The following is a 25,648-nucleotide window of genomic DNA, read 5'->3' on the forward strand; positions in this document are numbered from 1 at the left end:
ACTGCTAATGCGGTTTGGGTTTACCGCCCATCCGGGGTTCAAATCCCCGATCCTCCGCAGGTAGGAGCCCTGCCCCGTGATCACGGGGCAGGGCTCTCTGATCTTGGTTTACCCGCTGCCGGACCATTGCCGGACCATTGCGCTAATGATCATGCTTCGGGATCAAGCGCGGAATCGCCGCGATGGTGGCATCCGCGGCGGCCTGAGCGATCTCCGGCACGACGGAGGTGTAGACGTCCGCGGTGAAGCCGTACCGGCTGTGGCCGAGCGTCACGGAGATGTCCTTCATGTCGACGCCGGCCGCCAGCATGATCGTGGCAGCGCAGTGGCGAAGATCATGAAGCCGGATCGGCGGTAGGCCCTCTGCCGCCACGATCGCTACGAACCGCTCGCTGACGTACTCCTCCCGCAACGCCGTGCCGTCCGGGTTGGTGAAGATCAGCCCGGTGTCCACCCACCCCTCCCCGGCCGCCAGGCGCTCGCGCTTCTGCCGGATCCGCCAGGCAGACAGCAGGGTGGCGTTCTCACCGCCGACCGCGACCGTGCGCCACGATGACTCGCTCTTGAGGCCGTCGTCGTCTTCGTCGTCCGTCTCCAGCACCATGATGGTTCGGGAGACGGTCAGGTCGCTGTCCTCCCAACGGATTCCGCACGCCTCACCTCTGCGCAGGCCCCGAGTCGTCACGAGGTGATACAGCGGATAGAGCCTCTCCTCACGCCGCACGCACGCGTCGAGGAAGCGGCCCGCGATCGCCGGCGGCCACACCATCACCGGGCCCGGCACCCGCCCGGTCTCCCTCCAGCGTGCGATCCGCTCGTCCGTCCACACCAAGGGGCGGACTTTGCGGACCCTCGGCAGCTCGACGTGCTCGGCCGGATTGTGCTTGATCCTCTTCGTCTTGAAGGCCGTGCCCAGAGCTGACGACAGCACCCGGTGCACGCGCTGGATGCGCGCGGCCGACAGGGGCTTGCGCCGGTTCAGGCCCGGCTTGGCGACGTCCTGGTCTGTGCGCAGCTGCTTGAGCTTCCTGCCGTGCTCGTCGCGGGCGTACTTCCATGGCGCCGCCGCCCGGGCCGCCAGCAGCCGGCGCAGCATCTCGGACGGCTTGGCCCCCTCGGGCAGGTTGTTGATCTGCCCCATCGCCTCGTACAGCGCGTTCAGGTGGCCCTCGTTCACCTTGTCCAGCGGCACGTGTCCCAGGCCCGGCTTGCCGTACAGGCGGATGGCCTCCTCGTAGGAGTCGCGAGTGGACGGCTTGAGCCGCTTCTTGCCAGCGATCCACAGGTCGAGCCAATTGCCGAACGTGAGATTGCGGTCAGGGATCGGAAGTCCCGCATCGGCCTCGGCCTGCAGTCGGTGGAGGTCCTTGTTGGCCTCGGTCTCGGTCTTGTACGGTCCGGCCCACGGCCTACGCCGCTTGCCGCCCGGCCCGGGCGGTGCCTCGTAGCGGACCCAGTAGGCGCCGTGATTCCGCTTGGTCAGCTGGGGGCAGTTCTGGCCCAGTTTCTTGCCATTGATGTCGCGACAGTTGCAGCGCTTGGTGGGCTTTGCCATCGCAGACCTCCTGCCTACAGGGGGAAGTGGCGGAGCAGATTCGTTGAGTGGCCGGCGACTTCATCGGCCATGTCTTGCGGCATCAAGCCGTATTCGAGGTAGACGTCGGTCAGGACGGGGCCGACGTCCAGATGGAGGCGGCCGCCAGGAATGTTGCGTTCCATGAAATAGCGGACAATTGGAGTTGGGCGGCCGGGTTCGATCAAGGGGACGACTTCAGCTAGGGCGCGGTCTCTGGCCTCTAACAGCACGGGGAGAGCCTCGGGATCGACTTGCGTCTGATCCAGCAGCAGTTCGAGGGTCCTCCCGCGCCGCCGCGTGTTGACCCGGCCGAGCGCAAGCTCCGCCGGGTCAACGAGACGTACGAGAACTTGCAGGGACATCCGGGCCTCTCTGGGCGTTCTTGTGCCTTAAGTGCCCACTGTGTCCATGCGCGTCTCTAAAGCGTTGTTCGATTTCGCGAACGGAAATCACTTTGTTATCTACCGTAGGTGATCCACTACAGTCCGTTGCTTAGTTAGATTCAGTAAGGACTTTTTGTCAGTCGTCCCGCATGTGACGAGCGATGTCCTCGGCCATCCGTACGAATCGCTCCCGCTGCGCCGGTGTCAGGCCCTTCGGGATCGTCACCGCAATCCAGTCCTCCTCTCCGGCCTTGATCTCGGCGACTTGGATGCCAAGCCACTGGGCCGCTGCCAGTTCGGCAAGCATGGTCACCGGCACACTCATCGCCGCCGCCAGGGCTCGCAGGCGCCACAGCTCGGGCGCCCGAGAGACACGCCCCTTCGTGAGCTGGTTAATCCAGCCGTGCTGCAGCGTGAACCCTGTTTCCGGATCGACGGCGCGAACTGCCAGAGCTCTCTCGCTCTCCTCGTGTTCGTGCAGGTAGTCGCGGACGAAGGAGCTCAATCGATCCGCGTTGCCGGGAGCCCCACCACTCGTCGGCATTCTGTCCTCTCTCCTCTGTGGGCCGGAGACGGTGGCCGAAAAATCGAACACCGGGCTACTCACTTGTACTGCTCGGCAATCGAGTCAACAACTGAAGGGAGTAAACCAGAGCTGCGCGGTAAGCGTCGGCGACCTGCGAAACAATCTCGGCGGCAAGGCTAGACAACGCTCGGCAATCCCCCTTAGTGTTCGATTATTCGGACAACACAGCATGCGAGGCACGGATCCACATGACACGCACGACGCTCATGGCCCGAAGGACACTCCTGTCCGCCATGGCGGCAGCCGGCACGACTGGCGCCGGCATCGCTGACGAAGTGGGTGTATCCAAGCAGTTCATGTCACTGCTCACGCGAGGCAGACGGCGCTGCAACCCCACCATCGCCTCAGCTATCGCCGCAGAACTCCAGGCGCCCGTCCAGGTGCTCTTCACCAGCGAAAACGTGTCCGATTCTTCGGACAACAGAACGGAGGTAAGTGTGCTCGAAGTCATCGATGAGGATCCGGTCCTCGAATTCGACGATGTGGCGGCCCGGTTCAACATCAAGCCCAAGACGCTGCGCCACCTGCGCGCAGTCGGTGAAGGACCACCCTTCTTCAAGGTGGGTCACCGGCTCAAGATCCGCAGGTCCACCGCGGACGCCTGGCACAAGGAGAAGTTCGAGCACAGCTCCGTTGAGTGAGGCCATCGGACCGACCCAGGAGAGCGCAATGCCCCTGCCGCAGCAGGACAACCCGTGGCCGCGCCTCATCGATGAGCGGCCGCGCACGTACCGCCTCAAGACCCCGCGTCACAGCGCTGTGGCCGTCGAGCTCGGGGGCGCCGGCGACCTGGTCAAGATCAAGATCAGGGTGTCGCGCTCGATCGACATGGTGCTCGGCATGAACACCGCCCGGGTGCTCGATCTCAGCACCGAGGAGGCCTGGGCGATCTGGGCTGCGCTTTCCGATGGCCTCGGCGCCGCCGGCGAACCGCCGGACTGGGCCAACGGCCCGCTGCCCGCGCTCGGCCTGGACGGCCAGCCGCTCCCGCCCCTGCCCGGCGCGCTGCCGGTCGAGCCGTTCTGACGGCCCGGCAGCGTACCGAAATCCACTGACAAAACGCCGACGGTCTCCCAGGTGGGACCCGGGAGACCTTGGCACGGCAATTGAAACGAGCTCTCAATGATCCAGACTACTGACCCGCCGGTCAGCTCCGCCAGCCCCGAACAGGGCAGCACGCTGGCCACCGCCGCCCAGTCCTTCAACTGGACCCGCCAGACCACACCCCGCGTGCGCGCCGCCCTGACGACGTGGCTGGAGATCGGCGACCGCGCGTTCCGCTGCATGACCATCGTTCCGCCGACGGGCGGTGCGCGGTGATCGTAAAGCAGTGGACCGCCCAGGACCTGGAGGCGTTGCGCCGCCGGATCGTCGCCGAGCACGAGCAGTGCCTGCCGACCGTCGCCGAGGGCGATGAGGTCCTGGCGGTGTTCGCCGAGCTCGACCGGGCCCGGGTGGAGTCCGAGCAACTGCGTGATGCGCTGCGCGCCGTCTACGAGGCGCTGGACGTCCCCTACGCGGCCAGCGAGGGTGACGCCGAGGTGCGCGCCGACCTGGTGGACGTGCGGGCCGGGCTCGCCAAGCGGATGCTGGCCCGCCTCACCTACCCGGAAGCGCACGCCAACGTTGCCGAGGAGGTCGAGGAGCTGCGGGCGGAGCTGGCCGAGCACCCGCCCGTCGGCTACGTCACCGACGAGCAGGCCCGGGCCGCCCGCGCCGCCGGCAAGTCGTACAAGGAGTCCGTCACCCCACCGGCGGAGCCGTCGCCAGTGGAGGAGCTGGCGGCCACCGACGAGCCCGCGCCGGACGCGCTGCCCGCCGGTGATCCGTCCCCGGCCGCGGTCGCCGGGGTGCTGCGCTTGGTGGCCGGGCTTCTGCCGCACATCGGGCTTCACCAATACGGCCTACTGGGTTCGCTCGACGAGGCGAGCATCAGATCGGCCCGGGCGATTGAGCAGACCGACGGACTCGAGGCCAGCCGGGAGTACGCGCGCCTGCTGGCCGCCGCAGCCCGCGGGGCGCTGCTCGGCCACATCGGCGCGGCCGCCCCCGACCCGGCCCTGCTGGCGCGCTGGGCGCAGGGCCACACCGTCGAGCACATCCGCGCGGTGATGCGCGCGGCCGCCGACCGGCTGGACGGGAGCGCATCGTGACCGAGGCGTTCCGGATCGACGAGATCTACGACCGGGATCAGGCCAGTGACGGCGTGTCCCGATACGGCTCCTACGTTCGGAGGCGCCGGGCGGAGTTCGCCGAGGCGATCGACGACCACGACCGGGTGTCGTTCGCGGCGCTGGCTTGGCGGGTGGCGACCGGCCCGATCATGGCACCGGGCTACGTTCGCCAGCACGCGCGCGTGCGCTCTGCCCACCTGGCGCGCAACTACGAAGACGGCGGCCTGTACGCCACCGTCGAGCTGGTGGGCATCACGCCGCGCCGGATGGAGTACGGCTCCCCGCCGTGGCGGTCCTGGCTGAGGCAGCACGGCCACTACTACGTGCCTGAAGGCTCCGATCTGATCTCGGCCCGGTACCTGCTGACCACCACGACGGCCCTGTTCCCGCTGGCCACGATCGGGCTGCCCATCTGCAGCCGCATCGACTCGGCCGAGACCGCCGCCAAGCGCGCCGTGCACCAGCTGGCCGAGGCGATGAACGACGTCGTCACCCCGCTCATCCAGCACCTGGACAGGGAGGACTCGTGAGCAGCCCGACCCGGTGGAACTTCGGCGACCCGGCCGACGCGCTGCTGCTCCTGGCGGCCGGTGTCGAGGAGCTGGAGGAGGCCGGCGGCCGCCAGCTGCTGCACTCGAAGGTGATCCCGACCAAGGTGCACGGCGGCACGGACGAGGACCTGGCCGCGCTCGGGTTCGAGCTCGGCGACGTCGTCGACGGCGACCCGCTGTTCCGGCACGCGACCCTGCCGCCGGGCTGGACCCGCCGCCTCGAGGAGAGCGACCCGCGCGGCTCGTACCTGGTCGACGAGCACGGCCAGGACCGCGCGGCCATCTTCTACAAGGCCGCCCCCTACGACCGCAAGGCCAGCATGGTGCTGCTGCCGGCCCGGGACGGTGGGGGCCGGTGACCGGGGACCAGCTGGCCGCGCTGTCCCCGACGGACTGCCTGTCCGAGCAGATCAGGCAGCGACGCCATGGCCGCCGGTGGACTCTCCACCGGCTGGCCGAGGAGATGGCCGCCGTGGGCATGCCGTGGGACAAGAAGGTGGCCCACCGGGTCGAGTCCGGGGTCCGGCAGCACGTCAGCGTGGCCGAGCTCGTCTCGCTGGCGCACGTGTTCGGCGTGGGCCCGGGCGATCTGCTCGCCCCGACCGCGGGCCGCGCCGTGCGGGTCGCCCCGGCCGGGCCGGTGCTGGACTTCGCCACGGCGCGCGCCTGGCTGCGCTACGGCCAGGCGCCGCCGCCGCCCGGCGAGGACCCGGCCGCCCTGCAGGCGCCGCCGCCGCACTGGCCGTCGGAGATCCAGCTCGGCTGGCTGATGCAGTTCTGGGGGCTCGGCCAGCGGGTCATCCGCCGCTGGGCGGAGACAGGCATGCTGCCCGCCCGCCGCTACACCGACGGCGGCCCGTGGTGGTTCACCCGGTCCGACGTCGAGGCGTTCGCGCGGGGCTCCCGCCACGTCCGCGCGCTCAAGCCCGGCATGGTCATCCGGCACGCGACCTGGCAGGACGGCCAGCCCGTCCGCCTGGTGGACGTGCGGATCGTCAACGGCGTGCGCTGGCAGCTCGGCGGCCGCCCGGCGGCCGGCGGCGACCTGTCCTACACCGACCCGTCCCGCGGCGATCACGTCGTGCGGCTCATCCCGCCCGGGGACGAGCCATGACCCCGCCGCGCATCTGCTCGCGAGCCCGAGCCCAGCCGGCGAACGACGTGCACTGGCGGCTCCGCGTCAACGACGCCCTCGACGCCATCCTGGCCACCCGCGAGGACCTGACCCCGATCATCTGGGTGGCCGGCCGCCGGGGCGACACCCTGGTCGGCCTGATCGAGCCGGACCCCTGCCTGATCGAGCCGGACCCCTACCTGATCGAACGCGTGTTCGCCGAGTGGCAGACCAGCCTCGGCCTGACGCTGCTCGACCGTGAGCCCGGCGTGCTGCACGCGGCCCGGACCCGCCGCGACGGCGTCCGCATCCTCCTGATCGCCATCCTCCCCGATGCTCCGCGAAAGGACGTCCGATGAAGTTGTACGAGGCCACCCAGTCCACGTTGCTCGATCCCGTGGCCGGGCGAGTCATCGAGCGCGGGGACGCGGTCGTCGGCCTGATCGAGTGCCGCGGCGGCACGCTGGAGCTGGATCGCAAGGATCTGGTGGCTATCGGCACCGCCGTGCGAGACCTGGTGCAGCGTATCGACGCCGCCTACGACCGCCGCGCTCGCGGGCAACGGCCCATCCCTGCGCACGGGCAGCCCGCCCGCCCCTACATCCCGCCGATGGCTGGCCCGGCGACCGCGGTGATGCCCACCGCGCCGGCCGCTGCGCCGGTGCCCGGCCGCGCCGCCATCCCCCGGCACGCCGCCCCCCAGACCCCCCAGACCCCACCCGCCCCTACCCGCCCCGCTGATGCGGGCCGCGGTGGCCGGGGAGCAGGGCCAGGTGGTGCCGGACCCTCCCCGGGCGGCGGCGCCCTGATGGCCGTCCGCCGCCAGCCTCGCACCGCCCGGCCCGGCCGGCTCCGGGTACCCCTCCGTGTCTGGTGGCACCAGCTGCGCCGCCGCTGGACCGCCGCACATCGGGAGCCTCACCTCTCCTACCCCAACACCTGGACGTGACCCATCGGCCCCGCCGGCACTTCCCCGGCCGGCGGGGCCCGTACCCGGCCGCGGCAGCCGTCGACTCTGCCGCGCCCGCCCCTGGCGTGCGCCATCCCTACGAGAACAACCAACGCGGCGGCAGCCGACACGGCAGCCGCCCAGACCGAAATAGTGATCATGGAACACACATATGCCATCGCCCCGGCGGCCTATGCCCCGCCGGCGCCGGTCCAGGCCCGCCTGGCCCCGCACCCGACCACCTACCGGCCGCTGCAGGAGACCGTGGTCTTCGAGGCGGGCGAGGAGGTGTACGGGTACGTCTTCCTGCCCGCGGCCGCCGCGCACGACCTCGTCCACCGCCTGGAGGACACCCCGGCCACCCTGAGCATGCTCACGGCCGAGGTCGCCGGCCACGTCCGCTACGTCCTCGACCGCGAGCACACCGACTCCTCCGATGAGCCGGACCAGTGGGTCTTCGACCTGATCACGCTGATCCACAATGGCACCGACGAGCAGCGCCGCCGGATCGGCCGTGGCTACGCCGCCTACGTGTGGGCGGTGGCGATCGCGACCGGCCCCGACGGCCTCACCCAGCTGCGGCACCTACACGAGACGGTCAAGACGTCTGGCAGCCGGCCGGTCGGCGACTGATGGGCGCTGCCATGCAGCCGCTCCTGCTGTTCGTCGCCGGCGGCGCGCTGTGCGCCGCCGGCGAGCGCGCCATGCTCGACGGCTACAACTTCCGCGCGATCATCGTCGGCGCGCCCGGCGTCGCCCTGGTGGCGATGGCCGTGCTGGTGCCGCTGCTGGGGCTGGCCCCGTGACCGCGCCGCCCACCCCGGTACCCGTCCTGCGAGCCCGCGTCGATGTGCGCCGCCGCGCGCTCGGCCTGACCTGGTGGCAGGTCGGCCTGCAGGCGAGCATCGGCGCCAGTGCCCTGGCTCGGCTGTCCATGGACGTGGCCAGCCTGCCCACCCGCCGCGCCCTTGAGGAGTGGCTGCGCCGACATCCCTCACCCGCACCCGCCCCCGACCACTGAAAGGCACGACCCCACACCGGGGAGGAGTGAACACCCCATGAGCGGCTACCTGCTCGGCGAGCTCGCCGAGTGGTTCCAAACACCCGCGGCCGCCGGCCTGACCGCCAACGAGCGCCTGGCGCTCAACGCGGTCGCCGAGCGGGCGAACAAGGACACCCGCCGGATGTGGCGGCACCGCGGCGACACCAAGAGCCTCTACCAGCGCATCGCCGACTACGTCGGTGTGACCGTCAAGGCGCTCGGCGCGATCCTCACCCGCCTGGCCCGCCGCGGCCTGGAGGTGCGCATCGCCATCGGCACGGACAAGCGCGGCCGGCCGACGTTCGCCCACAACAGCCACGCGATGGACTTCCAGCTGCCCGAGCTGCCCGCGTGCGTCACCCTGCCCGAGCCGGATAGCCCCCTTCACGAAGGGACCTTCGAGGCCTCGGCCACGCCCGCCAAGCCTGTGGATAACTCGCCCGCCGAGGTCCCTGTGCCCGCCCTCATGGTCCCTTCGCCGAGGGACCATCACGAGCGAAGCCCCCTCCGTGGCGGCAGCTACACGGCGGAAGCCCCCGCCACGGCGGCACCCCATCCCTCTAAAGACCTTCCCTCTAAGAACAATCCCTCTACTCCGGTTGTCCCCATCTCACGACCTGAGGAGGAAGTCCCGGACGCGGGCCGCCGTGAGCCTTCGGCCGAAAGTGATCATCCGCCGCCGAGAGTTCTGCCGTTCGCTGCGCTCCGCCAGATCGACCCGGCCGAGCAGTACGCCGCGGCGGCGGCCGCGCTGTTCACGCTCCCCGATCTCGGCCAGGTCTGGATCAACGCCGCCCGGCGCGAGCTCGGCGAGCACACCCCACGCACGCTGCTGGTGATCCGGGCGCATGCGCTCATGGCCGCCCGGCGGTCGGCATGACGCCGCCCTGCCCGCACGGCTGCGCTGACCCGCACATGTGCATGGACTGTCGCCGGCAGCGCATGGCGGACCGGCCCGTCCCCGGCGAGCTCGCGCACGAGCTCGCCGACGCGATGAAGCCCGGCCGCGTCGTCGAGCTCGGCGACGTCGATCACGCGCTGGAGCTGTCGGCCGACCTGCAGCGCGTGATGAGCCTCGTCCGCCGCGTGGCACTGACCTGGGACGACGCCAGTGCCCTGCTGCGCGCCGCGATGCGCAACGGGCGGCTGGCCGCCGGCGTGGCCGCCCGGGTGAGCGATGCCCTCAGCGAGGCCTTCGCCGCCGAGCCCGGACTCCGGCCGACCAGCACAAATGCCGTACCGCCCGCACCGCATACGAGCGATCATGGAGGTAATTCAACACATGTTGATTAACCCGAATCCGGGCTGACGCAGGAGGCCGTCGTGATCCCGACCCCGACCGAGCTGGAGCCCTGCCCGAACGGCTGCGGCGAGCTGGTGCTCATCACCATGACCGAGCACGGCCGCCGCATGCCCGTCGACGCGCAGCCGCACCCCGACGGCAACCAGGCCGTGTTCAAGGACGGCACCGGCCGCTGGCGCTCCCGCTCCCTGTCCGGCCGAGACGCGCGACCCCCTGAGCACCTCGAAAGCACGTTCATGCCCCACGTGGCCACGTGCACCCGCCGCGCCGTCCAGCAGACCCTCCCCGGCCTGCCGGGCGGCCGGCCCCGTACCCGCCGCCGGGCACCCGCCCAGCGCTACCCCCGATGGACACCGAGATGACCACCGAGATGACCACGATGACCGAGCGGCCCGCCGTCGACGCGGGCCCGACCGCCTACCGCATCACCGCCACCCAGCTCAACCCCCACGACGGCCCGTACCTGCTGCTGGAATGCCCCTACGGCGACCACGCCGTCATGCCGGGCCCGTGCGTCAGCAACCTGCTCAGCCGCCGCAGCCGCCACAACGTCAACCTCGGCGCGCTCGCCAGGATCGCCATCAACCACGACGCGCGCCACACGGTCCAGTCCCGGGCCAGCGCCGCGCGACTGCGCGCGCAGATCGCCGCTCTCGGTGACTACGTCGTCGTCGCCGATGACGACGTACACCCCTTCATGATCCTCAACTGCCCGTACCTTGCGGCCGACGCCGCCACCTGCCCGGACACCATCGAGGGCCAGTGCGTGGCGAACCTGCTGCGCGCCGACCAAGCCGCCGGCACCGTCACCCTCGGCACAATCCTGCGCCTGGCGGCCGAGCACGAAGCCGCCCGCCGGCCGACCAGACCGGAGGAGCTCACGGCCGTCCGCGCCGAGCTCGCCGACCGCCTCGCCGAGCTCCGCCGGACCTGGGTCAACCGGCGGCAGGAGGCGCTCTGCATCCGTGAGACCGCCGGCGGGCGGGACGCGGGGATCGCCTCGCTCCGGGCCGACCTGATCGGGCAGCTGCTCGCCGAGCTCGACCTGGCGGTCAACGGTGCCTAAGCCGACGCGCACGCTCCCCCCGCCGCCGCCCGGCGAGCCGACGACGTGCGCGCACGGCGGCGCCACCCCGGCCAGTGGCTGGCAGTGGTTCTCCGGCCTGGGCACGTGGGAACGCGTCTGCCGCTCCCACACCACCACGACCGCAATGCGCCGGGGCGACTACGTACCAGACGAGGCCGTCGTCGCCCGGCAAGCCCCTGAGCCGGAGAGGACCTCGTGATGGGCCGTAGCGGAGACCCCCGTAAGCGCAACCCGGCCGCACCGCCGCCACCCACCAGCGGCGGAGACGCGGTCATCACCATCGTGTCCGGCCGCGACCCTAGGGTACCGGCCAGCTGCCTGTTGTCCTGGCAGGGCCACGACTGGGCCGCCGGCGTCGACCGCGTCCGCGCCACGGCGGTGGACCTGGTCACCGCCGCCGCCTGGGCCGAGCTGATGATGCTCCTGGTCGTCAAGACCCGCCTGCCCGTGGCCACGGTCAGTGCCATGTCCGGCGACCTTCTCGGCCGCAGCGGCCGGACCGAGCTCGGCAACCAGGCCACCGTCATGCTGACGCCGCTCGGTTCCTCAGCGACCCGCACACCGCTGGTGCTGCTGCGCCGCGGACCCCTGCAGGGCCTGCTGCCCACCGGCGAGGCCCGGCAGATGGGCCTGGACTGGCTGGCCGCGGCCGAGGCGGCCGAGTCCGACCGTGCCGTCACCCAGGCGCTGCGCGTCGTCGGCGAGCTCCCCGAGCCTCGCATCGAGGCGCTGTTCGACTACCTGCGTGACCTGCGGTCCCGCCCCGGGGAGGACCTGTGAACCGCCCTGACCTGTTCGCGCTCGTCGGCCATCGCGTCACCATCACCAGGCCGGGCTACGCCGACCCCGTGACCGGCAGGCTGGCCGCGTACGCCGAATCCCCCCACCTGATCGTCGACCTCGACGACGGCCAGCGCTGGGTCCTCCCGCAGGACCGGTGCAAGGTTACCCCCGCCGACGACGCCGAGCCCGCATCTGGCCAGGACTTCAGGCACATCATCAACCGCGCCGTTGGCGTCGACGCAGGCGACCTGTTCAAGGACCTTGAGGACACCGCGCACAGGATCCGGCAGGAGAACCTGCTCAACCGGCTAGGAAACATGCTGGCTGACCTCGACGGGTTCGTGGAGCGGCGCGCTGCCGAGGTCGCCGCCCCGCACATCGCCGAGACCGGCGTCGCCGCCGGCCTCGAGGTCCAGGCCGCGCGGGACGCCCAGCAGCGAGCCGAGGACCTCACCGCCGAGCTGCGCCGCCAGCTCACGTCGCTTGAGCGCCAAATCGACCGCTACCGGCAGGAGAACGAGCAGGACAAGGCGACAATCCGGAGAGTTCGCGCCCTGACCCGTCTCCCGGAGTGCCCTGCCGCATACGACGACAACGTGACCGAGTGCCAGAGCGTCGTGGCTTGCAGCTGGGAAGAGGCGTACTGGCGCGAAGCGATGGCACACGTTGATGCGGCTCTCGCCGTTCCCGAATCGGCTCCTCCCGGATGAGCGTGCAGCTCGCGGTGTGGGATCCACCGGCGCCGCCACGGCTGCGGCGCCGGTGGGTGCCGCGCTGCGAGGACTGCCGGCGCCGCATCTGGTCCGCCAAGGCGCTACGCCGGCGGTTCGGCAAGCTGCTCGGCGGCGGCTGCTACGCCAAACGGCGCCGGGAAGCTCGCCGGCTGACCATCCCGGTACACGTCGTGGTCCGCGCCCCGGGCCACATCCCCGGCCAACTCGAAATTCGGGAGCCTGCTTGACCAACCCCCGGTCCCAGCTCGTCGGCTGCGGTTACGCCGTCATGGCCGCGGCCGCCGGCATCCTCGCGTTCTGGCAGATGACGTTCGGCGACTTCTGGCTCGGCGCGTGGATGCTGACCGCCGCCTGCCTGGCCGGCCGCTGCTCGACCGCGCTGCAGACGATCGCCCGCCAGCGCGTGCGCCTGGCCGACCCGCGCCGCACCGACAGGAGCGGCTGGTGAGCGCGGCGGCCGACGAGGTCGGCGTGCTCGTGCATGAGCTGGTGCCGCTGCTGGCCATGCTGTGGGCGCTCGTGCCCGTCACCGGCGGCTCGCCCATGACGGGCACCATGGGACACCACAGCGCCGCATCGTCGGCGCCGTGGAACCCGGAAGCGGGCCCGCTGCTGTACTCGATCAGCGAGGAGGCGCGCAAGCTGGAGGCGTCCCTGCGCCGGGACGTCGCCGGCAGGCTCGGCGACCGCCGTGGCGGCAGCGACGCCAACACCGTCGCCGCGCTGGAGTCCATCTGCCGCCTGGCCTACGGCGTACCCGACGACGATGCCCGCCGGGCGGCCCGCATCATCGGGCGATGGATCCGCACGGCCCGCCAGGTCATCGGCGAAGACCAGCGCCCCCAACTGCTGCCCGTCCGCCCGGGCAAGCGCCGCCCGCCGTGCCCGTATTGCGGGACTTTCAGCCTGCGTGTCGCGCCGCATGACGGCGCCATATGGTGCATCAATGGGGAGGAGTGCAAGGACCACGACGGCAACGTGCCGCGCGGCACCATGCAACGATCCGACATCAACGGGGATGGCATGATCACGTGGAACGACGGCCGCATCACGCGGCACCGGGACCTGGCATGAGCGCCGGCTGGACCGTGCGCGAGGCGGCCGAGCAGCTCGACCCGCCCATGGACGAGGCGCGCGTCCGGCACCTGGTCGAGGCCTTCGCCTTCGACCCCGTCGGGCAGCGAGCCGCCGGCCGCGGCCGCCCCGTCCCCGAGTACGCCCGGGCGGACCTGATGCGCGCCCATGCCGCCGTCACCGCCGTCCGGGCCGGCCTGCTGCTCGGCGTCATCTGTCCGCCGCTCGCCAGCTGATCACCCGGCCTGGCGCGGCCGGCCCGGGTGCATGCGCGCCCGCCGCTCGGCCAGTTCGGCGTCCGCCTCGGCGGCCAGGCGGCGGGCCTCGGCGTCGCCGTGCTCAGCGATGACCGCCTTGATGTGGGCGTTCAGGTCCTCAGCCCGGGTAACGCCGAGCCCGTCGCACACGCGCTTGTAGGCCTTCCAGTGGCCTTCGGCGACACGGAACTGCCGGGGCTTTGTGGTGTCGCTTGGCTCGCTCATCTGGGGTTTCTCCTCCGGTGTTGTGTAGCTACAGAAAAAGTGTGCCACAGGTATTGTGTAGCTACAACCCCTCTGTTAATCTGTAGCTACACAACAACGAGGGAGCCGAAAATGACCACCACCACCGACCTCACCCAGTGCCCCGACTGCGGCGACTTCATCACCGACCTCTGCGACCTCCACGACACCCCCAAGTGCCCCAACTGCGCCTGCCCCGACTGCGAAGCCTGAGAGCCAGGGCCCCGGGAAACCGGGGCCAGCTCCCTGCCACGCTGCGGCCGCCCACCCGGCGATCTTGACGCGAGCCGATTTATCTGACTTAATTCCGCGCTAGGAGACGTGTGCCCAAGCCCGGCCAGAGCGCCGGGTTTTCGCATGTCAGAGCCCCGTGGAGTGAGTGCCGCGGGTGTTGGGGGATCCAAGGGCGGCGGCGGCAATCGGCGGGTGCTGACCGTCGCCCTCTCCCCGCGGGAGGTGGCCATGCCCTACCGCCAGCGCACACCCTGCACCACACCAGGCTGCAGCGAGCTCACCACCAGCGGCCGCTGCACCGACTGCCGAGCCCAGGCCCAGGCAGAGCGCGGCACCGCCGCCGAACGCGGCTACGACCAGGCCCACCGCGACCGCTTCCGTCCTGGCGTCCTCCGCAAGCACCCCACCTGCGTGCTGTGCCGGACCCGGCCGTCCCGGCACGCCGACCACTACCCGCTCTCCCGCCGCCAGCTCGTCGAGGCCGGCCTCGACCCCAACGACCCCCGCCACGGCCGAGGCCTCTGCGAGTCGTGCCACAACACCGAGACAGCCCGCCGCCAACCCGGAGGATGGAACGCCCGATGACCCACCTCACCCCCACCGTGGGCAGCATCGTCCACTACACCAGCCACGGCACGCCCGGCGGCGAGTACACCTCCCAGTGCCGGGCCGCCATCGTCACGGCCGTCGACACCTACCAGGACGGAGACGACCACCACCTCGGCCACGTCAGCCTCGCCGTGCTCAACCCCGACGGCCAGTACTTCGCCCGCACCGTGCAGTACGACGACGGCGCCGAGACACCCGGCTCTCCCGACTGCCCCAGCACGTCGACGCACGGAAACCCCTTCCGGTACTGCGGATGCGGATGGGCCGAGGGGTCGTATCGAGGCGGCACCTGGCACTGGCCAGAGGGCAGCACCATCGTCACTCCCATCAAGACAGGAGCCAGCAAGTGAACCTCGTAGGCCGCCGCCCCGAGACGTACCGCATGGCCCAGTACTTCGCGTACGGGCACCTGCCCGCGAACCTGCAGGCCGTCAGCAAGCCGTGCCACGACCTGGCCGAGCAGATGATCCAGGCCATCCCCGACGGGCCAGAACTCACCACCGGGCTCCGTAAGCTCCTGGAGGCCAAGGACTGCTTCGTGCGCGCCGCCCTGGACAAATCGTGAAGCGCATCGTCATGCCCGCCGACTGGATCGCCCACATCTGTCACGAGGCCAACCGTGCCGTCCAGCTCGTCACCGAGGACGCCGCGCCCTCCCCGCACTGGGCCGAAGCGCCTCACTGGCAGCGCGTCTCCGCGATCGCTGGCGTCGAGGAAGCCCGCCGCGGCGCCACCCCCGAGCAACTGCACGAGGCGTGGTGCGAGCACAAGCGGGCCGAAGGCTGGACGTACGGGCCGGACAAGGACCCCGACGCCAAGACCCACCCGTGCCTGGTGCCCTACGACCAGCTGCCCATCACGCAGCGCGTCAAGGACACGGTCTTCCACGCCATCGTTGGAGCGCTCACTTGAAGATCTTCTACGACTGCGAGTTCCTCGAAGACGGCAAGACGATCGAACTCATCTCGATCGGCATCGTCACCGAGACCGGCCACGAGTACTACGCCGTCAACAGCGACGCCCCGTGGCAAAAGATCAAGCAGCACGAGTGGCTCGTCCGCAACGTCGTCCCATCGCTGCCGCTCACGTCCAGGACATCGCTGGACACCTACCTCGCCCATCCGTCGAACAGCTACCCCAAGCCGCTGTTCGACATCAACATCGACATGCGCGACACCCAGGTCAAGCCACACTGGGTGATCGCCAACGAGGTACGCGACTTCATCCTCGGCGTACCCGACCCTGAACTGTGGGCGTGGTACGGGGCATACGACCACGTCGTGCTGTGCCAACTGTGGGGTCGAATGATCGACCTGCCCAAGGGCGTACCCATGTGGACCGCCGATCTCAAGCAGGAGGCCATGCGTCTGGGCAACCCTGAGATGCCCAAGCAGGCCAAGGGCGAACATCATGCATTGGCCGACGCTAGGCACAACAAGGTCATGGCCGAGCGCCTGGACCAGCTGGCTAAGCCCAGAATGAGCATCGAGAACCACCCGGGGTGGGGAGGGACCCCTTGAGGGTCAAATCGGAGACCGCGGGGGAGGCTTTCGGCTGGCGCCGCAGCTAAACGACTTTGCGCGGGCCGGGCAGCGCACTGGCCAGCGCGAACAGCCCGCGCTCGCTACGCCGGCGGCCGCCACTCCTCGCGGTAGTCCGGATGGTTGGCGTAGGGGAGAGCGAGCAGGGTCAGGGTTGGGATGGGCCAGTACTCGTCCATGCCCAAGCCGTAGTAGCCGATGTGGGCCTGCAACATACGGCGCTTGGCTTCAACCTCGCGCAGCACGCGGGCCGGATCGTGCCGGACGATGTGTCGGACCGTCGCACGCAGCTGCTCGCCGTTCAGCGCGAAGCCTGTTGCGACCTCGATGTCGTCGACGGCCAGGACCTCGTGCTGCTCAGCGTTGGCCTTCCATGGACCAGGCGATGCCGCGAGAGCTTCCTGCTCGTCCTCGTTGAGTCGTGCCCTCAGGAACGCGATCAGGTCGTCCATGCGCTCATCATCTCGTGGGCGGGAGGTGGAAAATGGCCGATCCGCACCGCAAACGGCCCGCCCTGCAGGTCGTACGGGAGGGCAACCCCGGTAAGCGTCCCGTCAAGGCCGGCGTGGTCGTCCCGCCCGGGGACCTGGCCGAGCCGGACTGGCGCGAGGTCTTCCCCGCCAGCAAGAACAGATCGATCCGCGGCGAGAACATCCGGGCCCGAAACGTGGCCCGGCGGGAGTGGCGGCGGGTCGTGCCGGTGCTCACCAAGACGGCCGGCCTCGGCGACGTCGACGAGGCCCTGGTGCGGGACTACTGCGTGTGCGTGGCCCGGCTGGACCAGTGCGAGCGCGCCATCTCGCGTGACGGGCTGCTCATGGCGGGCGAGCGCGGCTGGCAGAAGCACGGCGCGACGACGATCGCCAGCGCGTACCGGGCGCAGCTGAAGGTGTACGTCAGGGAGCTCGGCCTGAGTCCCTCGGCCCGGGCGGGGATCAAGCCGCCGGGGGATGACGATGGAGACGACGACCCCTTCGACTGATCTCGATCTGCCCGTTCCGTACGAGGCGCTGATCGAGCTCGGCCTGACTCCGGAGCAGATCCAGGACGCGGCCGACAAGCGGCCGCTGGTCGTGGCGTTCCAGGCCGATCGGGAGCCGGGGGCGTACTACTCCGTCGATCACGCCCGTAAGGCGCTCAGAGCGCTGGGCGCCTTCAGTCACACGAAGGGCCGGTGGGCCGGCCGACGGTTCGTGATCGGTCAGGGCCTGGACCCGTGGCAGGTCGTGTGGATCATCGCGCCGATCTTCGGCTGGGTGATGTGGGATGAGGAGTGCGAGCGCGTCGTCCGGGTGATCCGGGCCGCGCTGGTCGAGGTCCCGCGTAAGAACGGCAAGTCCACGATCTCCTCCGGCATCGCCAACGTGCTGCTGCTGGCCGATGGCGAGGCCGGCGCCGAGGTGTACGCGGCCGCGGGCAGCCTGGACCAGGCGGGCCGGGTGTTCGAGGACGCCAAGCGGATGCTGCTGACGTCCAAGGCGGCGCGGCGGAAGGTCGAGGCGCTGGCCGAGGTCATCCGGGTGCCGCGTACCGGCGGTGTGCTGCGCGCCTTGAGCAAGGTGGCCGAGACCGCGCATGGCCTGAACGTGAGCGGCGGCGTGGTGGACGAGCTGCACGTCCACAAGAAGCGCGACCTGGTCGACGCGATCGAGACCGGCACGGGCGCCCGGGACCAGCCGCTGATCATCTTCATCACGACCGCCGACGAGGCGGACGAGGGCACGATCTACGACGAGAAGCACAGCTACGCCGAGAAGTGCGCGGCCGTCGTGGTGGAGGATCCGTCGTTCTACGCGGTCATCTGGGCCGCGGCTGAGGGCGACGACCCGTTCAGCGAGTCCACCTGGCGCAAGGCCAACCCCGGCCTGGGCACGTCTCCGACGTTGCGCTACCTGCGCAAGGAGGCCGGCAAGGCGCGGGTCACGCCGTCGTACTTCGCCACCTTCTGCCGGCTGCACCTCAACCGCAGGATGCGCGACCGGTCCCGGCTGATCGACCTGAACGTGTGGGACGCGACCGCGGGCATGACCGACTGGTCGGCCGCGCGCGGCCGGCGCGCGTGGGGCGGCCTGGACCTGTCGGCGGTGTCCGACCTGACCGCGTGGTGGGTCGGCGTGGAGTCCGAGCAGCCCGACGTCGAGCTGGACATGTACTGGCGGTTCTGGGTGCCGCAGGACAAGGTCGAGGACCTGGAGCGGCAGCTGCAGGTGCCCCTGTCCCGGTGGGTGCGCGAAGGGTTCGTCAAGGCGACCGAGGGCGACGTCATCGACTACGCCGCGGTGGAGGCCGACGTGGAGGCCGACTGCAAGCACGTCGACATGCAGCGCGTCGGGTATGACCGCATGTTCGCCGGCCAGCTGGTCCAGGAGCTCGACGCCGCGCTGCGCGGCGTCGACGTCGTGCCGATCGCGCAGACCTTCGTCGGACAGTCCCCGTCGATCAAGGAGCTGCAGCGGCTGCTCGGCCGATCGGGCAAGCAGATCGGGGCCGGCCGCATACGGCACGGCGGCCACCCGGTCGCCCGCTGGAACGCCCAGGTGGTCGAGGTCAAGGGCGACGGCAACGACAACTACAAGATCGTCAAGCCTGAGCGGCTGAAATCGCAGGCCCGCATCGACGGGATCGCCGCCGCGGTGTTCGGGCTGGACGGCTACCTGCGCCGCAAGAAGAAGAAGAGCGGCCGCATGACCGTCACCGGCTGACACCTGCAGACGCCGGGCGGCCGGCTGATCGGCCCCGGTCGGCCGTCCGGAACCACATGCGAGTGAAGGGGGTGACGCTGTGGCGTTCGAGGACCTGGAGCTCGACCCGCTGGAGTGGGTGGAACGGCTGGCGCGCCGGCACGATGCCGAGCTCGGCTCTCTGCGGCAGCTCGACGACTACTACGAGGGCTGCCAGCCGCTGTCCTACATGCATCCGGAGCTGCTGAAGGAGCTGGACGGCCGGATCCGTAAGGTCGTGATCAACTGGCCGCGGCTGATCGTCGACTCGGTCGAGGAGAGGCTGGATGTCGAGGGGTTCCGGCGCGATTCCGACGCCGAGGCCGACACGAAGCTGTGGCAGATCTGGCAGTACAACGACCTCGACGAGCAGTCCCAGATGGGCCACGTCGACGCGCTGACGATGCGCCGCGGGTTCGTGTGCGTCGGGGCGAACCCGGAGGAGGACGAGCCGCCGCTGATCACGGTGGAATCACCGCTGCAGATGTACGCCGACACCGACCCGCGTACCCGCCGGGTGCGGGCGGCGCTGCGCCGCTGGAACGACGACGAGCTGTCGGTGGGCGGCCAGGTGCGCCAGCAGTACGCCACCCTCTACCTGCCGAACGCCACGATCCACTTCCACTTTGACGAGGGCTGGACGGAGATCGACCGCGACGAGCACAAGCTTGGCAGACCGCCGGTCGAGCCGCTGGTGAACCGGCCGCGGCCGCTGCGGCCGCTGGGCGTGAGCGAGCTGGTCGACGTCGTCCCGCTGTCGGACGCCGCCTGCAAGATCGCCACAGACATGATGGTCGGGGCGGAGTATCACGCCATCCCGCGCAGGTGGGTGTGGGGCGTCGATAAGGGCGACTTCGTCGGTCCCGACGGCAAGCCCGCCGGGACGTGGTCCCAGCTGATGGGGCGGCTGTGGAGTAACGAGAAGGGCCCCGGCGAGATCGAGGCTGGCCAGTTCCCGGAATCGTCCCTGGCCAACTTCCACGAGACGATCAACTCGCTCGCGAGGTTGGTCGCGTCGATCAGCGGGCTGCCCCCGCACTACTTGGGATACAGCACAGAGAACCCGGCCTCGGCCGACGCGATCCGCAGCTCCGAGGCCCGGCTGGTCAAGCGCGCCGAGCGCAAACAACGCTCGTTCGGCGGCTCGTGGGAGCGAGTCATGCGGCTGGCCGAGCGCATCCAGGACGGCGCGTGGAACGAGAAATCCCGGTCGCTGGAAACCATCTGGCGCGACGCCAGCACCCCGACCGAGGCGGCGAAGGCCGACGCCACGGTCAAGAAGGTCACCGCGAAAATCATCGACAGCGAGCAGGCGCGCGAGGACCTCGGCTACACCTCCGTGCAGCGCGGCCGGATGCGCCGGCGCGAGCAGGCGGCCGCCCGCGCGATGGAGCGGGCGCTTGCCGGCGACCTGGCGGCCGGGATCGGCCCCAAGCCGGGCCCGGGCGAGCCGGTCGACGACGGCCAGGCCGTGCCGCCGCCCGTGCCGGGCAGTCAGCCTGCAGGGGTGAACGGTGGCGCTGCAGCAGGTCGCTGAGGACCACTACCGAGCCCAGCAGGAGCTCGCCGCCGAGGTCGCCGAGCAGGCGCAGCTGCTGTGGGCCCGCGTCGAGGCCGGCTCGGTGATCGACGGCTGGATGGAGCTGCTCGCGCAGATGGTGCAGCTGCTGAGCACGGGCCAGGTGGCGGCCGCGCGGTTGACCATGCCGTATCTGCGGCAGCTGGCCGCCGAGCACGGCGTGCCGCCGCCGGCGGCCGCGGTGAACCCGTTCGCGCTGGCCGGAATCGCCTCCGACGGCCGGTCGCTGGCCGGGCTGCTGATGCAGCCCGCGCTGCAGAGCGCGGCGTGGCTGGTGCGCGGCGCCGACGACGCCACGGCGTTGCGGTCCGGGCTGGCCAGCCTGACCCGGATCGTGGACACGCAGATCTCGGACGCTTCGCGCGTGGCGGACCAGGTCGGCATCACCGGCACCCGGACATGGGTCACCTACGTGAGGCACGTGTCGCTGCCGGCGTGCGGCCGCTGCATCGTCCTGGCGGGCAGAACCTACCCGTGGTCGACGGGATTTCAGCGCCACGAGCGGTGCGACTGCACGATGGTGCCGCACCGGGAAGGCGACGAGCCGCCGGCGTCTCCACGCCAGCTGTTCGACCAGATGACCGGCGAGCAGCAGCAGCGGGCATTCACCGCGGCGGGCGCCGAGGCGATCAAGCTCGGCGCGGACCTCGGCCAGATCGTCAACGCGCGCCGCGGCATGTCGACCGCGTCCGGCGGCCGCCGCGTCACCACCGAGGGCACCACGGTGCGCGGCATCGCCGGCCGGAAGCTCGGCGACTTCAAGCGGCAGCGCGGCGATCGCTACCGCCGGTCCCAGGTGCCGCGGCCGATGCCCGAGCAGCTCCTGGCCGACGCCGACGGCGACCGCGACGAGGCGATCCGGCTGCTGAGAAGGTTCGGCTACCTGCTCGACAGCCGCGCGCAGCCCGTGCAGCCTGTGCGGCCGATCGAGCTTCGCGCACCCGCCGAGAGTCAGCCGGACAGGCCGGCCATCGAGCCCGAGGCGGCCGCGCCGGCGATCGAGCGGCTCACCGACGAGCAGCTGCAGGCGCTCACCGACGAGGGCCTGGCCGAGTTCTTCAACCAGGCGCTGGAGCTCGGCGACGATCACGAGATCGAGCGCGCGGCCGCCGAGATGAGCCGCCGCGACCAGCTCGCCGAGCCGGAACCGCTCGCCGAGCCGGAACCGGCGCCCGCACCGACCGAGAGCTGGGGCAGCTGGGATGACCTGGAGATCACCGATGACGATCGCCGCGTCGACGAGCTCGTGGCCCAGGGCTGGGACTACATCGACGCCTACGCCGAGGTGTACCAGGCCGACCCCGAGCAGCTGCGCCGAGAGGAGCGGCGCGCGGCCCTCGAGGCAGACCGGCGTGAAGGCGAGTCCCTGGACCAGACCGTCGCGCGGCTGTATCGGGACTGGACCCACACACAGTGGTTGCAGGCCGAGAACGCCACCAACGGCTACCTGCTGAACAAGGCCGGGCAGGCAGCCGGCATCGACCCGATCAGCCTGTTCTCCGGGCCGACGAGCAGAGCAACCGCGTACGCTTCGGAGGAGCTGCGCCGTTGGTGGAACGACCACCCGCGGATGACGCTCACCGAGTTCCGCGCCCAGGTCCTCGGACGCGACAGCGACCGCAGGGCGGCACGCACGACACGCGAGATCGGAGGCGCGGGCATATGACGCTCACCGAAGCGCAGACCCGCGCCGCCGTCACGCACGCGCGATTCGCCGCACATCGGGAATGGCCGATGACCAGATGCCCGTACGCGGCCGGCCAGGACGACACCTCACGCGCGCTGACCCAGGTGTGGGTCCGCGCCTACCTCGCGATCCGGCCGCCGGCGCCGGACGCGGTCGACGACGCCGACGACGGCGCCTGATCCCGGCCGCCCCTGACGGGCCCTCCTGACCACCGCGGCGCTCGCCGCGGTCATCACCACGCCTGCGGTGCGATACCGCCGGCGCTCACCACCGTGGCGCGACGCCGCGGCGACCCACCAGAGAGGAACAGCCACGATGGCTGACATCACCATGCCCGGCGCCATCATCGGCTACCGGCGCAACGGCCGCCCGATCCGCCTGCAGGCCGGCGGATCCGAAGGCGCTCCCGAACCGCAGCCCGCCGGCGACGGCGGCAGCGATGCCGGGCAGGGCCAGGGCGACGGCGACGGCAAGCCGGCCAAGACGGAGCCCGCGAAGGGCGACGACGGAGGCGACGACAAGCCGCTCGGCACTGGCGGACAGAAGGCGCTGGAGGCTGAGCGGGCCAAGGCGCGCGAGGCGGAGAAGCGGGCCCGCGAGGCGGAGCGGAAGGTCAAGCAGTTCGAGGACGCCAACAAGAGCGACCTGGAGAAGGCGGCCAGCCGGGCCGATCAGGCCGAGCAGCGCGCCCAGGCGCTCGTCGACCGCACGGTCAAGGCGGAGATCCGCGCGGCCGCGGCCGACTCCTTCGCCGACCCGTCCGACGCCGCGGCGTTCCTCGACCTGGCCGCGTACGCCGGCGAGGACGACGAGGTCGACACGGACAAGATCAAGGCCGATCTGGCGGACCTGCTCAAGCGCAAGCCGCACCTCGGCAAGGCGGGCCGCAAGGGCCCGAAGCCGGACCCGTCCCAGGGCGCGAGGCCGGGCGGGACACCGGACCTGGCCGTGCAGATCGCCGAGGCCGAGAAGGCCGGCAACCACCGAGAGGCGATCCGCCTCAAGCGGCAGCAGGCCGCGCTCACCACCACGACGTAAAGATCATGACCTAGGAGAGGACCATGGCGGGATCTGTCACCGGCATCGGCACCACGTTCGGGTTGCCCAACTACCACGGCCAGCTCTGGGGGCTGACGCCCGAGGAGACCCCGCTGCTCAGCGCGATCGGCGGCCTGACCGGCGGCGGCCAGACCGACGCCGTCGAGTTCGAATGGGAACAGTACGACCTCAGGGATCCGGCGCAGCGCACCCGTACGGAAGGCGCGGACGCGCCGACCGCCGAGGAGCGGGTGCGCGACGCGGTGCGCAACGTCGTCGAGATCCACCAGGAGCAGGTGGCCGTCTCCTACACCAAGCAGGCGGCGACCGGGCAGGTGGCCACCCCGCAGTCCGCGCCGTACCGGGGGGTGGGCGGCGAGCAGCCGGTCACCAACGAGCTGGACTGGCAGGTCGAGCAGACCCTGAAGCAGATGGCGCTGGACGTCAACTTCTCCATGATCAACGGGAAGTACGCCAACCCGACCTCGAACGCCAGCCCGCGCAAGATGCGCGGCCTGCTGGAGGCGATCACCACCAACAAGGTGTCCAAGGCCACCAGCACCGTGACCGGCCTGAGCTCGGCCACGGACACGATCACTGAGACCGCCACCGCGCTGGCCGACAACGACAAGATCGTGTTCACCAGCACGGGCGACGCCACGAACATCATGGCCGGCCGGGTGTACTACGTGGTGTCGAAGGCGACCAACACGTTCAAGGTGGCCGCGACCCAGGGCGGGGCCGCGATCACCCTCGGCACCTCGACGTCGAACATCGACTACATCAAGCCGTGGACCACCGCGCTGACCACGACCCACATCGACGAGCTGATCCAGCAGGCGTGGGACAACGGCGGTCTGTCCGAGCAGCGCACCGCGACGATCATCGTCAACTCGACCCAGAAGCGGGCCGTCACCAAGGCCTACGCCGAGGCCGGCGCGAAGGTCATCTACATCGACACCTCCCGCACCATGGGCGGTGTCGCGGTGGACACGGTGGTGACCGACTTCGGCCGGTTCAACATCATGCTCGACCGGCACGTGCCCCGGGACGCTCTCATCGTGGCCAGCCTGAACATGCTGCGCCCGGTGCTGCTGTCCGTCCCGGGCAAGGGCGTGTTCTTCGAGGAGCCGCTGGCCAAGACGGGCTCGGCCGACAAGGTCCAGCTGTATGGGGAGATCGGCCTCGAATACGGCATGGAGAGGGCCCACGCCGCCTACCGCGGCCTGGCCGTCTAACCGGAAGGGAAGCCGATCATGGCGCTGTACGAGAGGTTCGTCGACGGCAAGAAGATCGCCCGCGCGTTCACCGTCGACGGGTCCGACGAGGACCGGCATCTGCGCTCCCTGGCCGTCGACGGCATCGACGGCTGGAAGCGCGCCACAGACCCGGAGGGGTCGGAGCCCCCCGTCTCCGACTCCTCCGCCCCGTTCGACCCGGCCAAGCACACCGTGGACGACGTGCTCGCCCACCTGGCGGACGCCGACCGGGACGAGGCCGAGCGGGTGCTGGCGGCCGAGGAGGCCGGCAAGGCCCGCAGGGGCGTGCTGGCCGCCCGGGACACGCTGGCCAGCCTGCGGGAGGAGTAGACGATGGCGTTCGCGACGCTGCAGGACTTCAAGGACCGGTTCGAGCGGGCCGTGAAATCGTCCGAGGAGACCCGGATCAGCGCGAGGCTGGCGGACGCGAGCGCCATCATGAGCGGCCGCGTGCCGCAGCTGCTCACCGCGGACCCGGTCCCGGACATCGCGGTATCGGTGTGCTTCGACATGGTCGCCCGCACCATCCGCAACCCCGAGGGGAAGTTCCGGGAGGGGTTCGGCGACGACTACGAATACCAACGTGATGCGGGCCAGGCCTCCGGCAAGCTGGAGCTGACCGACGAGGAGTACGACGACCTGGTGGCCGCGGTGTCCGGCGCGGCGGCCGCCGGCCGGTCGTTCTCCATCGCGCCGCTGTACCCGGCTGTCGAGGAGGTGTAGCGGTGGCGCTGCAAGACGCGCTGGCCGGGGCGCGCGAGCTCGTGCCCGACGTCGTCTTCGAGGACCAGGTGCTGATCCAGCGCAAGACCGGCACCACCACCGACCCGGACACGCTGCAGGTCGTCGACGTCTTCACCACGGTGTACGAGGGGCCCTGCAAGATCGCGCCGCTCGGCGCCGGCCGCGACGCCGCCTACGGAGAAGGCGAGGTCGTCCTGCACCGGTACAGACTCAAGATCCCGTGGTCGGCCGCCACGCCGGTGCTGCCGGAGGACCGGGCCACGATGACCGCGGCGCCGGACGCGTGGGTGGTCGGCCGGGCCATGGAGGTCGTCGACGTCGACTACAAGTCCACCGCGGTGACGCGCAAGCTGATCATCGAAGACCGGGCCTGAGGAGGCG

43 protein-coding genes are annotated in these 25,648 nt (G+C 70.7%); 38 read left to right on the forward strand and 5 right to left on the reverse strand.

The features are described from left to right. Window positions 1-142: 142 nt before the first annotated feature. The 3 genes from ACBJ59_RS61095 to ACBJ59_RS61105 all read right to left on the reverse strand — a co-directional run bounded on the left by ACBJ59_RS61095 (window position 143) and on the right by ACBJ59_RS61105 (window position 2,464). On the reverse strand, window positions 143-1,555 hold the full coding sequence (locus ACBJ59_RS61095; protein WP_375119093.1) for a tyrosine-type recombinase/integrase: 1,413 nt from the start codon (window positions 1,553-1,555) through the stop codon (window positions 143-145). Window positions 1,556-1,569: 14 nt separating this feature from the next. Beyond that, window positions 1,570-1,938 carry a hypothetical protein gene (locus tag ACBJ59_RS61100; RefSeq protein ID WP_375119094.1) on the reverse strand — a complete coding sequence of 123 codons (369 nt, stop codon included), beginning with the start codon at window positions 1,936-1,938 and terminating at the stop codon, window positions 1,570-1,572. Window positions 1,939-2,095: 157 nt separating this feature from the next. Beyond that, on the reverse strand, window positions 2,096-2,464 hold the full coding sequence (locus ACBJ59_RS61105) for a hypothetical protein (protein ID WP_375119095.1): 369 nt from the start codon (window positions 2,462-2,464) through the stop codon (window positions 2,096-2,098). Window positions 2,465-2,733: 269 nt separating this feature from the next. Here ACBJ59_RS61105 and ACBJ59_RS61110 point away from each other — a divergent pair, with 269 nt between their 5' ends. The 23 genes from ACBJ59_RS61110 to ACBJ59_RS61220 all read left to right on the forward strand — a co-directional run bounded on the left by ACBJ59_RS61110 (window position 2,734) and on the right by ACBJ59_RS61220 (window position 13,592). Beyond that, a complete protein-coding gene (locus tag ACBJ59_RS61110; RefSeq protein ID WP_375119096.1) occupies window positions 2,734-3,186 on the forward strand; it encodes a hypothetical protein in 453 nt (150 codons plus the stop codon). 28 nt (window positions 3,187-3,214) lie between these two features. Then, on the forward strand, window positions 3,215-3,571 hold the full coding sequence (locus ACBJ59_RS61115) for a hypothetical protein (RefSeq protein WP_375119097.1): 357 nt from the start codon (window positions 3,215-3,217) through the stop codon (window positions 3,569-3,571). 96 nt (window positions 3,572-3,667) lie between these two features. Then, window positions 3,668-3,865, forward strand: coding sequence for a hypothetical protein (locus ACBJ59_RS61120; RefSeq protein WP_375119098.1), 198 nt, complete (start codon window positions 3,668-3,670; stop codon window positions 3,863-3,865). Continuing rightward, window positions 3,862-4,698: a hypothetical protein gene (locus ACBJ59_RS61125; RefSeq protein WP_375119099.1), complete on the forward strand. Its 837-nt coding sequence runs from the start codon at window positions 3,862-3,864 to the stop codon at window positions 4,696-4,698. Before ACBJ59_RS61120 ends, ACBJ59_RS61125 begins: the two co-directional genes overlap by 4 nt. Further along, window positions 4,695-5,249, forward strand: a complete 555-nt coding sequence (locus tag ACBJ59_RS61130; RefSeq protein WP_375119100.1) for a hypothetical protein — start codon at window positions 4,695-4,697, stop codon at window positions 5,247-5,249. Before ACBJ59_RS61125 ends, ACBJ59_RS61130 begins: the two co-directional genes overlap by 4 nt. After that, window positions 5,246-5,629 (forward strand): hypothetical protein, encoded by a 384-nt coding sequence (locus tag ACBJ59_RS61135; RefSeq protein ID WP_375119101.1) that lies wholly within the window; start codon window positions 5,246-5,248, stop codon window positions 5,627-5,629. Before ACBJ59_RS61130 ends, ACBJ59_RS61135 begins: the two co-directional genes overlap by 4 nt. Further along, entirely contained in the window at window positions 5,626-6,384 is a 759-nt protein-coding gene (locus tag ACBJ59_RS61140; RefSeq protein ID WP_375119102.1) for a hypothetical protein, read from the forward strand. Before ACBJ59_RS61135 ends, ACBJ59_RS61140 begins: the two co-directional genes overlap by 4 nt. After that, entirely contained in the window at window positions 6,381-6,743 is a 363-nt protein-coding gene (locus ACBJ59_RS61145) for a hypothetical protein (protein WP_375119103.1), read from the forward strand. The genes ACBJ59_RS61140 and ACBJ59_RS61145 overlap by 4 nt, the downstream gene beginning before the upstream one ends. Next, complete coding sequence (locus ACBJ59_RS61150) at window positions 6,740-7,333, forward strand: hypothetical protein (protein WP_375119104.1); 594 nt, start codon at window positions 6,740-6,742, stop codon at window positions 7,331-7,333. Before ACBJ59_RS61145 ends, ACBJ59_RS61150 begins: the two co-directional genes overlap by 4 nt. A gap of 159 nt (window positions 7,334-7,492) precedes the next feature. Next, on the forward strand, window positions 7,493-7,966 hold the full coding sequence (locus ACBJ59_RS61155; RefSeq protein WP_375119105.1) for a hypothetical protein: 474 nt from the start codon (window positions 7,493-7,495) through the stop codon (window positions 7,964-7,966). An 11-nt stretch (window positions 7,967-7,977) separates the two neighbouring features. Beyond that, on the forward strand, window positions 7,978-8,139 hold the full coding sequence (locus tag ACBJ59_RS61160; RefSeq protein ID WP_375119106.1) for a hypothetical protein: 162 nt from the start codon (window positions 7,978-7,980) through the stop codon (window positions 8,137-8,139). Further along, window positions 8,136-8,354: a hypothetical protein gene (locus ACBJ59_RS61165; protein WP_375119107.1), complete on the forward strand. Its 219-nt coding sequence runs from the start codon at window positions 8,136-8,138 to the stop codon at window positions 8,352-8,354. Before ACBJ59_RS61160 ends, ACBJ59_RS61165 begins: the two co-directional genes overlap by 4 nt. A 37-nt stretch (window positions 8,355-8,391) precedes the next feature. Further along, on the forward strand, window positions 8,392-9,255 hold the full coding sequence (locus ACBJ59_RS61170; RefSeq protein WP_375119108.1) for a hypothetical protein: 864 nt from the start codon (window positions 8,392-8,394) through the stop codon (window positions 9,253-9,255). 62 nt (window positions 9,256-9,317) lie between these two features. Next, window positions 9,318-9,668, forward strand: a complete 351-nt coding sequence (locus ACBJ59_RS61175; RefSeq protein ID WP_375119109.1) for a hypothetical protein — start codon at window positions 9,318-9,320, stop codon at window positions 9,666-9,668. 30 nt (window positions 9,669-9,698) lie between these two features. Next, window positions 9,699-10,040 carry a hypothetical protein gene (locus tag ACBJ59_RS61180; RefSeq protein ID WP_375119110.1) on the forward strand — a complete coding sequence of 114 codons (342 nt, stop codon included), beginning with the start codon at window positions 9,699-9,701 and terminating at the stop codon, window positions 10,038-10,040. Next, window positions 10,037-10,744: a hypothetical protein gene (locus ACBJ59_RS61185; RefSeq protein WP_375119111.1), complete on the forward strand. Its 708-nt coding sequence runs from the start codon at window positions 10,037-10,039 to the stop codon at window positions 10,742-10,744. The genes ACBJ59_RS61180 and ACBJ59_RS61185 overlap by 4 nt, the downstream gene beginning before the upstream one ends. After that, a complete protein-coding gene (locus tag ACBJ59_RS61190) occupies window positions 10,737-10,964 on the forward strand; it encodes a hypothetical protein (protein WP_375119112.1) in 228 nt (75 codons plus the stop codon). The genes ACBJ59_RS61185 and ACBJ59_RS61190 overlap by 8 nt, the downstream gene beginning before the upstream one ends. Beyond that, entirely contained in the window at window positions 10,964-11,545 is a 582-nt protein-coding gene (locus tag ACBJ59_RS61195) for a hypothetical protein (protein ID WP_375119113.1), read from the forward strand. The genes ACBJ59_RS61190 and ACBJ59_RS61195 overlap by 1 nt, the downstream gene beginning before the upstream one ends. Further along, window positions 11,542-12,258, forward strand: coding sequence for a hypothetical protein (locus tag ACBJ59_RS61200; RefSeq protein WP_375119114.1), 717 nt, complete (start codon window positions 11,542-11,544; stop codon window positions 12,256-12,258). Before ACBJ59_RS61195 ends, ACBJ59_RS61200 begins: the two co-directional genes overlap by 4 nt. Then, window positions 12,255-12,509, forward strand: coding sequence for a hypothetical protein (locus tag ACBJ59_RS61205; protein ID WP_375119115.1), 255 nt, complete (start codon window positions 12,255-12,257; stop codon window positions 12,507-12,509). The genes ACBJ59_RS61200 and ACBJ59_RS61205 overlap by 4 nt, the downstream gene beginning before the upstream one ends. After that, window positions 12,506-12,730 carry a hypothetical protein gene (locus ACBJ59_RS61210; protein ID WP_375119116.1) on the forward strand — a complete coding sequence of 75 codons (225 nt, stop codon included), beginning with the start codon at window positions 12,506-12,508 and terminating at the stop codon, window positions 12,728-12,730. Before ACBJ59_RS61205 ends, ACBJ59_RS61210 begins: the two co-directional genes overlap by 4 nt. Further along, the gene (locus ACBJ59_RS61215) at window positions 12,727-13,356 is read left to right on the forward strand and encodes a hypothetical protein (protein WP_375119117.1); all 630 of its coding nucleotides are present in this window, start codon (window positions 12,727-12,729) and stop codon (window positions 13,354-13,356) included. The genes ACBJ59_RS61210 and ACBJ59_RS61215 overlap by 4 nt, the downstream gene beginning before the upstream one ends. Further along, a complete protein-coding gene (locus ACBJ59_RS61220) occupies window positions 13,353-13,592 on the forward strand; it encodes a hypothetical protein (RefSeq protein WP_375119118.1) in 240 nt (79 codons plus the stop codon). Before ACBJ59_RS61215 ends, ACBJ59_RS61220 begins: the two co-directional genes overlap by 4 nt. On the opposite strand, the gene ACBJ59_RS61225 is transcribed toward ACBJ59_RS61220, so the two are convergent. Next, window positions 13,593-13,838, reverse strand: a complete 246-nt coding sequence (locus ACBJ59_RS61225) for a hypothetical protein (RefSeq protein ID WP_375119119.1) — start codon at window positions 13,836-13,838, stop codon at window positions 13,593-13,595. Window positions 13,839-14,282: 444 nt separating this feature from the next. Between ACBJ59_RS61225 and ACBJ59_RS61230 the strand changes: the two genes are divergently transcribed. Genes ACBJ59_RS61230 through ACBJ59_RS61250 form a run of 5 tightly spaced genes read left to right on the forward strand, consistent with a single transcriptional unit; the run spans window position 14,283 to window position 16,219 of the window. Then, complete coding sequence (locus tag ACBJ59_RS61230; protein ID WP_375119120.1) at window positions 14,283-14,675, forward strand: hypothetical protein; 393 nt, start codon at window positions 14,283-14,285, stop codon at window positions 14,673-14,675. Beyond that, window positions 14,672-15,049 (forward strand): hypothetical protein, encoded by a 378-nt coding sequence (locus tag ACBJ59_RS61235; RefSeq protein ID WP_375119121.1) that lies wholly within the window; start codon window positions 14,672-14,674, stop codon window positions 15,047-15,049. Before ACBJ59_RS61230 ends, ACBJ59_RS61235 begins: the two co-directional genes overlap by 4 nt. Continuing rightward, window positions 15,046-15,264, forward strand: coding sequence for a hypothetical protein (locus tag ACBJ59_RS61240; protein ID WP_375119122.1), 219 nt, complete (start codon window positions 15,046-15,048; stop codon window positions 15,262-15,264). The genes ACBJ59_RS61235 and ACBJ59_RS61240 overlap by 4 nt, the downstream gene beginning before the upstream one ends. Further along, window positions 15,261-15,611 carry a RyR domain-containing protein gene (locus tag ACBJ59_RS61245; RefSeq protein ID WP_375119123.1) on the forward strand — a complete coding sequence of 117 codons (351 nt, stop codon included), beginning with the start codon at window positions 15,261-15,263 and terminating at the stop codon, window positions 15,609-15,611. Before ACBJ59_RS61240 ends, ACBJ59_RS61245 begins: the two co-directional genes overlap by 4 nt. Continuing rightward, complete coding sequence (locus ACBJ59_RS61250) at window positions 15,608-16,219, forward strand: 3'-5' exoribonuclease domain-containing protein (protein WP_375119124.1); 612 nt, start codon at window positions 15,608-15,610, stop codon at window positions 16,217-16,219. The genes ACBJ59_RS61245 and ACBJ59_RS61250 overlap by 4 nt, the downstream gene beginning before the upstream one ends. Window positions 16,220-16,323: 104 nt before the next feature. On the opposite strand, the gene ACBJ59_RS61255 is transcribed toward ACBJ59_RS61250, so the two are convergent. Beyond that, window positions 16,324-16,692 (reverse strand): DUF6221 family protein, encoded by a 369-nt coding sequence (locus ACBJ59_RS61255; RefSeq protein ID WP_375119125.1) that lies wholly within the window; start codon window positions 16,690-16,692, stop codon window positions 16,324-16,326. A gap of 32 nt (window positions 16,693-16,724) precedes the next feature. On the opposite strand from ACBJ59_RS61255, the gene ACBJ59_RS61260 reads away from it, so the two are divergent. The 10 genes from ACBJ59_RS61260 (at window position 16,725) to ACBJ59_RS61305 (ending at window position 25,641) form a co-directional block, all read left to right on the forward strand. After that, on the forward strand, window positions 16,725-17,222 hold the full coding sequence (locus ACBJ59_RS61260; protein WP_375119126.1) for a phage terminase small subunit P27 family: 498 nt from the start codon (window positions 16,725-16,727) through the stop codon (window positions 17,220-17,222). Then, window positions 17,197-18,942, forward strand: coding sequence for a terminase large subunit (locus ACBJ59_RS61265; protein WP_375119127.1), 1,746 nt, complete (start codon window positions 17,197-17,199; stop codon window positions 18,940-18,942). The genes ACBJ59_RS61260 and ACBJ59_RS61265 overlap by 26 nt, the downstream gene beginning before the upstream one ends. A gap of 79 nt (window positions 18,943-19,021) precedes the next feature. Then, window positions 19,022-20,497 (forward strand): phage portal protein, encoded by a 1,476-nt coding sequence (locus ACBJ59_RS61270; RefSeq protein ID WP_375119128.1) that lies wholly within the window; start codon window positions 19,022-19,024, stop codon window positions 20,495-20,497. Then, on the forward strand, window positions 20,475-22,205 hold the full coding sequence (locus tag ACBJ59_RS61275) for a hypothetical protein (protein ID WP_375119129.1): 1,731 nt from the start codon (window positions 20,475-20,477) through the stop codon (window positions 22,203-22,205). Before ACBJ59_RS61270 ends, ACBJ59_RS61275 begins: the two co-directional genes overlap by 23 nt. Continuing rightward, window positions 22,202-22,405 carry a hypothetical protein gene (locus tag ACBJ59_RS61280; RefSeq protein WP_375119130.1) on the forward strand — a complete coding sequence of 68 codons (204 nt, stop codon included), beginning with the start codon at window positions 22,202-22,204 and terminating at the stop codon, window positions 22,403-22,405. Before ACBJ59_RS61275 ends, ACBJ59_RS61280 begins: the two co-directional genes overlap by 4 nt. A 136-nt stretch (window positions 22,406-22,541) precedes the next feature. Next, window positions 22,542-23,264, forward strand: a complete 723-nt coding sequence (locus tag ACBJ59_RS61285; RefSeq protein ID WP_375119131.1) for a hypothetical protein — start codon at window positions 22,542-22,544, stop codon at window positions 23,262-23,264. A gap of 23 nt (window positions 23,265-23,287) precedes the next feature. Continuing rightward, on the forward strand, window positions 23,288-24,502 hold the full coding sequence (locus tag ACBJ59_RS61290) for a DUF5309 family protein (protein ID WP_375119132.1): 1,215 nt from the start codon (window positions 23,288-23,290) through the stop codon (window positions 24,500-24,502). An 18-nt stretch (window positions 24,503-24,520) separates the two neighbouring features. Continuing rightward, the gene (locus ACBJ59_RS61295; RefSeq protein WP_375119133.1) at window positions 24,521-24,853 is read left to right on the forward strand and encodes a hypothetical protein; all 333 of its coding nucleotides are present in this window, start codon (window positions 24,521-24,523) and stop codon (window positions 24,851-24,853) included. Window positions 24,854-24,856: 3 nt separating this feature from the next. Beyond that, entirely contained in the window at window positions 24,857-25,246 is a 390-nt protein-coding gene (locus ACBJ59_RS61300) for a hypothetical protein (protein ID WP_375119134.1), read from the forward strand. 2 nt (window positions 25,247-25,248) lie between these two features. After that, the gene (locus tag ACBJ59_RS61305) at window positions 25,249-25,641 is read left to right on the forward strand and encodes a DUF6093 family protein (RefSeq protein ID WP_375119135.1); all 393 of its coding nucleotides are present in this window, start codon (window positions 25,249-25,251) and stop codon (window positions 25,639-25,641) included. Window positions 25,642-25,648 lie beyond the last annotated feature (7 nt).

The organism is Nonomuraea sp. MTCD27 (genome assembly GCF_041950495.1).
Taxonomy (GTDB): Bacteria; Actinomycetota; Actinomycetes; order Streptosporangiales; family Streptosporangiaceae; genus Nonomuraea.